Origin of the sequence: Microbacterium sp. ZW T6_19, from assembly GCF_044987465.1 — a bacterium.
In the GTDB taxonomy this organism is placed as follows: domain Bacteria; phylum Actinomycetota; class Actinomycetes; order Actinomycetales; family Microbacteriaceae; genus Microbacterium; species Microbacterium natoriense_A.
Genome location: NZ_JBJDRH010000013.1, coordinates 102,229 through 108,529 on the forward strand (window position 1 = coordinate 102,229; position 6,301 = coordinate 108,529).

Annotated in this window: 7 protein-coding genes; 3 read left to right on the forward strand and 4 right to left on the reverse strand. The window is 68.9% G+C overall.

Going from position 1 to position 6,301, the window contains the following annotated elements; translation table 11 throughout:
* Position 1: 1 nt before the first annotated feature.
* The gene (locus ACI3KT_RS16930; RefSeq protein WP_404905663.1) at positions 2 to 388 is read right to left on the reverse strand and encodes a Sec-independent protein translocase TatB; all 387 of its coding nucleotides are present in this window, start codon (positions 386 to 388) and stop codon (positions 2 to 4) included.
* Positions 389 to 477: 89 nt separating this feature from the next.
* On the opposite strand from ACI3KT_RS16930, the gene ACI3KT_RS16935 reads away from it, so the two are divergent.
* Positions 478 to 1,113, forward strand: coding sequence for an O-methyltransferase (locus ACI3KT_RS16935; RefSeq protein WP_307295706.1), 636 nt, complete (start codon positions 478 to 480; stop codon positions 1,111 to 1,113).
* A 91-nt stretch (positions 1,114 to 1,204) separates the two neighbouring features.
* Here ACI3KT_RS16935 and ACI3KT_RS16940 read toward each other — a convergent pair whose 3' ends face one another.
* From ACI3KT_RS16940 to dapE, 3 genes are all read right to left on the reverse strand, one after another.
* Entirely contained in the window at positions 1,205 to 1,378 is a 174-nt protein-coding gene (locus ACI3KT_RS16940; protein WP_017203323.1) for a DUF3117 domain-containing protein, read from the reverse strand.
* A 94-nt stretch (positions 1,379 to 1,472) separates the two neighbouring features.
* Positions 1,473 to 2,690, reverse strand: coding sequence for a hypothetical protein (locus ACI3KT_RS16945; protein WP_404905664.1), 1,218 nt, complete (start codon positions 2,688 to 2,690; stop codon positions 1,473 to 1,475).
* Positions 2,672 to 3,745: a succinyl-diaminopimelate desuccinylase gene (gene dapE / locus ACI3KT_RS16950; RefSeq protein WP_404905665.1), complete on the reverse strand. Its 1,074-nt coding sequence runs from the start codon at positions 3,743 to 3,745 to the stop codon at positions 2,672 to 2,674. The genes ACI3KT_RS16945 and dapE overlap by 19 nt, the downstream gene beginning before the upstream one ends.
* Positions 3,746 to 3,812: 67 nt before the next feature.
* On the opposite strand from dapE, the gene dapD reads away from it, so the two are divergent.
* Together dapD and ACI3KT_RS16960 are read left to right on the forward strand one after the other, a co-directional pair.
* Positions 3,813 to 4,766: a 2,3,4,5-tetrahydropyridine-2,6-dicarboxylate N-succinyltransferase gene (gene dapD / locus ACI3KT_RS16955; protein ID WP_404905666.1), complete on the forward strand. Its 954-nt coding sequence runs from the start codon at positions 3,813 to 3,815 to the stop codon at positions 4,764 to 4,766.
* A 227-nt stretch (positions 4,767 to 4,993) separates the two neighbouring features.
* Positions 4,994 to 6,301, forward strand: a 1,308-nt coding sequence (locus ACI3KT_RS16960) for a DEAD/DEAH box helicase (protein WP_404905667.1), incomplete at its 3' end; no start/stop codon positions are given.

The window sequence follows — 6,301 nt, forward strand, 5'->3', positions numbered from 1 at the left end:
TTCACGTCGCTTCGGGGTCGTACGGAGGCAGGCTGGCCCGCGAGAACTCGTGGCGTTCGATCGGCGGCCGCACCGGGAATGCGCTGGCCGCCGGCTCCACGAGCGCAGTCGCGGCCGTGACGGGAGCCGGGTCGTCTTCGAACAGAGCGTCGCGGATGATGCGCCGCGGGTCGTACTGCCGAGGGTCGAGCTTGCGCCAGTCGACGTCCGAGATCTCCGGGCCCATCTCCTCGCGCACGCGAGACTTCGTGTCGCGCAGCAGTTCACCGCCGCGACGGACCAGCTTGGCGAACGACTCGGCGTACCTCGGCAGGCGCTCGGGGCCGACGAGCAGCACAGCGATCAGACCGATCAGCAGCATCTTCTCGAAGGTGAGCCCGAATCCCATCTCCCCAGGCTACCGCCGCGCCTGCCCTCGCGCCGCACACCGAGCGCATACGCTGAGAACACACACATCCAGGTGGGAGAACCAGGGCTATGAGCGAGCACGACGCAAACGCGCGCTTCATCCGCGAATCCATCGTCGAGCCTGCATCCATCGCCCGCGCCCGTGCGCACGCGATCGAACTCGGCGCGGCGCCGGTCAGCGCGGCGGTCGGATCGCAGATCGCCGTTCTCGCCGCCGCGACCGCCGCCCGATCGATCGTCGAGATCGGCACCGGGGCGGGAGTCTCCGGCCTCTGGCTGCTTCACGGCGCCCCGCAGGCCGTGCTCACCTCCATCGACAACGAGCCCGAGCATCTCGCCGCCGCACGCCAGGCGTTCGCCGATGCACGGATACCCGCCACCAAGGCGCGTTTCATCACGGGTCGCGCCTCCGATGTGCTGCCGCGCATGAACGAAGCCTCCTACGACATCGTCCTCATCGACGCCGACTCCGAGAACGTGATCGAGTACGTCGAGCACGGACTCCGACTGGCGCGCACCGGCGGCATGGTTCTGGTTCCCCGCGTGCTGGCCGGCGGGCGGGTCGCCGACCCCGTGCAGCGCGATGAGGTCACCTCTGCCTACCGCTCGCTCATCCAGGAGACCCAGGAGTCGTCCGCCGTGCTCGCCACGGTGTCGACCACGGGCGAGGGTCTGCTCCAGCTCGTCAGCGTCGACAACGACTGAGCCCGGAACGCAGAAGGAGGGCGACGGATCAGTTGATCCGTCGCCCTCCTTCGTAGAACTCGCCCCTTGGGCTGCTGAGCTCGTCGAAGTATCAGGCCGGCGCCACGACAGCGGCGAGCACGTCGTGAAGCTCCTTGGCCTCCGCATCGTTCACGGAGACGACCAGGCGCCCACCGCCTTCGAGCGGGACGCGCACGATGATGAGTCGTCCTTCTTTCACAGCCTCCATGGGTCCGTCTCCGGTCCTCGGCTTCATCGCTGCCATCGTGGCTCCTTTTCCTCGGTGGTATGCAACCAGTTTATCGGGTGTTACTCACGCCAGGAGTTCGCATGTGGATAAATGCATCAATCATTAACATTCACGGCACCTGCCAGTAGGTGTTGCCGAGCGCGTAGACGAAGTGGATCCACCCCCATTGACCGGCGAGGCAGGCCACCAGCACGCATGTTCTCCAGAGTCGCGATCGTGGCACCGCCACGGCGCCCCACAGCGGCGACAGTGGCAGCAGCAGGCGGAAAGTGCTCGACTGCGGGAAGAAGACGGCGAGCAGGTACAGCAGATAGCTCGCGCTCCACAGGCGGATGTCCCCACCCAGCGCTCGCACGTGCCTCGAGTAGATCAGTGCCCCGCCCACGGCGACGACGAGCAGCGCGAGTCCGATCGGACCCCAGAACTGCGGCATGCCCCACTGCGCGAACCAGAACTGCGCACCCTGGATCCACCCTTCGAAGGGGATGAAACCGTCGACTCCGCCGAGGATCCAGTGCCGTCGCCAGGCCAGCTCTGTCGCGAGATACGCGCCGGCATCGCCCGTCGCGATGCCGGCGATCACCTGCCACGCGAAGCCGCAGAGCGTGGCGAGCAGGCCCGACGCGATGATGTGCACGACGTGGGAGGGCTGCAGCGGCTCTTCCCGGCGGCGGATCCAGCGCATGACGCCGTGAAGTCCGAGGTACAGCGCGAAGGCGAGCACCCCCGGTCGGGTGAACGCCATCAGTGGAATGAGGACGTAGAGCCTGGCGTAGTGCTGCCGCGCGACGGCCTCGAGCGAAAGGAACAGCAGGAGCAGGAACAGCGTTTCGGCATAACCCACCTGGAACATCGCCGCGAGGGGACCCGCGGCGAAGAACACGACCGCCCACGTCGCCGCAGAACGGCCGATGCGCTCGCGCAGAAGCCTGTGCAGCGCAAGGCAGGCGAGATACCCGGAGACGAAAGAGATCACGAACGCGCCGAACCCCCACGATCCGAACGGCAGCCCGACGATCTTCGCCGCGTATGCGTAGATCGGCATGAAGGCCCAGGTGTTCTCCGCGATCTCGCCCGAGGCGGTCAGCGGAAGGGTCGTCGGGTAGCCGAAGTCGGCCACAGACCAGTACCACTGCGCATCCCAGCCGAGCACGAAGTCCCCGAGCCCGGGCTGTGCTCCGAAGCGCGACAGCGATGTCGACTGCATTGCGGCGACGATCAGGAAGCCCGTGGTGATGAAGCGCGCGCACAGGTAGATGATCGCGATGCGCAGGGCGTGCGGGGCGTGCGCCCAACGGCGCGCGACGTTCAGCGCGAGCTGAGCCATGCGCGCAGCCCGCGTTCGACGGCATCGATCTGCGCGAGCGGTACCCGCTCCTCGTCATGGTGGGCGAGGTGCGGATCGCCCGGCCCGTAGTTCACGGCCGGGATGCCGAGCGCGGAGAACCGCGCAACGTCGGTCCAGCCGTACTTCGGACGCGGCTGGGCGCCGACCGCCGCGACGAACTGCCGGGCGATCGGAGCGTCGAGCCCCGGACGGGCACCCTCGGCAGCATCCGTGATCTCGACCTCGAACCCTTCGAGGATGCTCCTGATGTGCGCTTCCGCGTCTGCGGCGGTCTTGCTCGGCGCGAAGCGGTAGTTGATCTCGACCTCGCAGTAATCGGGGATCACGTTGCCCGCCACTCCCCCTGCGATACGGACGGCGCTCAGGCTCTCGCGGTACACGAGTCCCTCGACCTCGATCTCCCGAGGACGGTACTCGGCGAGCCGGGTGAGAATCGGAGCGGCGGCGTGGATCGCGTTCTCTCCGATCCACGCGCGGGCGGCGTGCGCACGCACGCCGTGGGTGCGCACGACGGCGCGGAGCGTGCCGTTGCATCCGCCTTCCACCTCACCGTTGGACGGCTCCCCGAGGATGGCGAAGTCCGCGACGAACAGATCGGGTCGCACTGCGGCGAGCAGACCGAGGCCGTTCTTGGACGCCTCGACCTCTTCGTTGTCGTACCACATCCAGGTGATGTCGACCGCGGGATCGACGAGCTCGGCGGCGAGCTTCAGCTGCACGGCGGTGCCGGCCTTCATGTCCACGGTTCCGCGCCCCCACAGGTGCGGCACGCCGTCGATCTCGATATCGCGCACCGGGACGTTGCCGTTGATCGGCACGGTGTCGATGTGGCCGGCGATCGCGACCCGCTGCGCTCGTCCGAGATCCGTGCGGGCGACGATCGTGTTGCCGTGGCGGATCACCTCGAGGTGCGGATAGGCCGACACGGCCCGCTCGATCTCGTCCGCCAGCGCGAGTTCGTCGCCCGAGACGCTCGGGATGTCGCAGATCGCGCGAGTCAGGTCGACGGAGGACGAGGTGAGATCGAGCGCCATGCCCTCAAGCCTACTCAGGGCGACATATGCGCCGAGTGCGAAGCCGCGGAGCGCTAGCGTTGTAGCCATGACTGACGCACGCACGGTATGGGGTACAGGTCTCACGACGATCGCCGGCGACGGCACCGTTCTGGACGCCTGGTTCCCGGAAGTGGGCGCTGGTACCCCGGATGCCGCGGACGCCGCGGCAGCGATCATGACGGTCGAGGCGCTGGCGGGTCCCGACGAGCGCCGCAACGTCACCGTCGAATCCGTGCACCTGGTGATCGATCTCGACGCGGCGCCCACTTCGACGGCCGACGCCTACCTGCGTCTTCACGCGCTGTCGCATCTCGTCGTCCGCCCGAACGAGCTGAACCTCGACGGCATCTTCGCGCACCTGCCCACTGTCGCGTGGACGAACGCCGGGCCGGTGCACCCCGACGACGCCAACCGCCTGCGCCCGCTGCTGCAGCGCGCCGGCATCCAGGTGCAGGGACTCGACAAGTTCCCTCGTCTGACCGACTATGTCCAGCCCGCGGGCGTCCGCATCGCTGATGCGTCGCGCGTGCGCCTCGGCGCCCACCTCTCCCCCGGCACAACCGTCATGCATGAGGGCTTCGTGAACTTCAACGCAGGAACCCTGGGCGCCTCGATGGTCGAAGGGCGCATCTCTCAGGGCGTCGTGGTGGGCGACGGCAGCGACATCGGTGGCGGCGCCTCGATCATGGGGACGCTGTCCGGCGGCGGACAGCACCGTGTCTCGATCGGTGCGCGGACCCTCCTGGGCGCGAACTCGGGCATCGGCATCTCGCTCGGCGACGACTGCGTGGTCGAGGCGGGTCTCTACGTCACGGCGGGCACGAAGATCGTCATGGTCGACGGCCCCGTGACCGCGGATGGCGGCCGGGCCACCGTGAAGGGGGCCGAGCTGTCGGGCCGGAACGGGCTGCTGTTCCGCCGCAACTCGCTCAGCGGTGCGGTCGAGGCCGTGCAGCGCGCAGGCGTCGGCGTCACTCTCAACGACGCTCTGCACGCCTGACCTCACGACTCGCTGACGGGACCTCGTCCCAGCCTTCTGCCATGGACGCGTGATAGTGTCAGGGTGACGCCACTCGTTATGCGAGACGTCTGCGTCGTCGACACGCTCCCGCGCCACTTGCTTGGTTCTGGCCTTTTCGAACGGCGAAACGATGCGCGATCCCGCGCCGTCGCCCACCTTTCCCCGCACCCGGCCCGGTTCCGTGCGTGCAATCTCGGAGATACTTCATGACCTCTTTCCTCGATCTCGGCGTGCCCGCCGACCTCGCCGCTGTCCTCTCCAAGGACGGCAAGACCGAGGCGTTCGCGATTCAGCGCGACACGCTTCCCGATTCCCTCGCAGGGCGCGACCTGCTGGGCCGCGGCCGGACCGGCAGCGGCAAGACGATCGCGTTCGCACTTCCCCTCGTCTCGCGCCTCGCCGCGTCGGGGCGCAAGAGCCGCCCGGGTCACCCGCGCGGCCTCGTGCTCGCTCCGACCCGCGAGCTCGCGACGCAGATCGCCGCGACCATCGCCCCGCTCGCAGAGGCCAAGGGCCTGCGCGTCACGACCGTCTTCGGCGGCGTCAGCCAGCGTCCGCAGGAGCAGGCGATGCGCAACGGCGTCGACATCGTCGTCGCCTGCCCTGGCCGCCTGGAAGACCTGATGAAGCAGAAGGTCGTGCAGCTCGACGCCGTCGAGGTCACCGTGCTCGACGAGGCCGACCACATGGCCGACCTCGGCTTCCTCCCCGGCGTCACCCGCATCCTCACCGCCACTCCCGCCGGTGGTCAGCGACTGCTCTTCAGCGCGACGCTCGACCGCGGCATCGACACGCTCGCCCGCCGGTTCCTCTCGAACGCGGTCAGCCACGAGGTCGACGAAGAGAGCGTGCCCGTCGGCGAGATGACCCACCGGGTGCTCGTCGTCGACTCGACGGACAACAAGACCACGCTCGTGCGCGATCTCGCCTCCGGCACCGGTCGCCGCATCCTCTTCACCCGCACGAAGCACCAGGCGAAGAAGCTCGCCAAGCAGCTCACCGCGGCCGGCATCCCCGCCGTCGATCTGCACGGCAACCTGTCGCAGAACGCCCGCGAGCGCAACCTCGGCGCCTTCTCCTCCGCTCCTGAAGACGGCGGAGTCCGCGTTCTCGTCGCGACCGATGTCGCCGCTCGCGGCGTGCACGTCGACAACGTCGACCTCGTCGTCCACGTCGACCCGCCCATGGAGCACAAGGCGTACCTGCACCGCTCAGGACGTACCGCCCGCGCGGGAGCTGCGGGAACCGTCGTCACCGTCGTGCTGCCCGAGCAGCGTCGCGACGTGAAGGATCTGCTCCGCAAGGCCGCGATCACCGCGCCGCTCGAGGACGTCACCGCGGCCGCGGTCACCGAGCTCGTCCCCGAGCGCGCCGCGCACGTGCGCCCTGCGCCCGTGCAGGCGCAGCCGCAGCGCCAGGCCAAGCAGCGCCCGGCCGGTGGCGAGCGCAGCGGCGCCTCCACGCCTCCTGCCCGTCGTCGCCGGCCCCGCTCGGGTCAGGGCGGCGGCCAGGGC

What these genes read in the sequence shown, in the direction of transcription:
- dapD (WP_404905666.1), top strand. Translation starts at nt 3,813, where the DNA reads ATGACTGACGCACGCACGGTATGGGGTACAGGTCTCACGACGATCGCC.
- ACI3KT_RS16940 (WP_017203323.1), bottom strand. Translation starts at nt 1,378, where the DNA reads ATGGCAGCGATGAAGCCGAGGACCGGAGACGGACCCATGGAGGCTGTG.
- ACI3KT_RS16945 (WP_404905664.1), bottom strand. Translation starts at nt 2,690, where the DNA reads ATGGCTCAGCTCGCGCTGAACGTCGCGCGCCGTTGGGCGCACGCCCCG.
- ACI3KT_RS16935 (WP_307295706.1), top strand. Translation starts at nt 478, where the DNA reads ATGAGCGAGCACGACGCAAACGCGCGCTTCATCCGCGAATCCATCGTC.
- ACI3KT_RS16930 (WP_404905663.1), bottom strand. Translation starts at nt 388, where the DNA reads ATGGGATTCGGGCTCACCTTCGAGAAGATGCTGCTGATCGGTCTGATC.
- dapE (WP_404905665.1), bottom strand. Translation starts at nt 3,745, where the DNA reads ATGGCGCTCGATCTCACCTCGTCCTCCGTCGACCTGACTCGCGCGATC.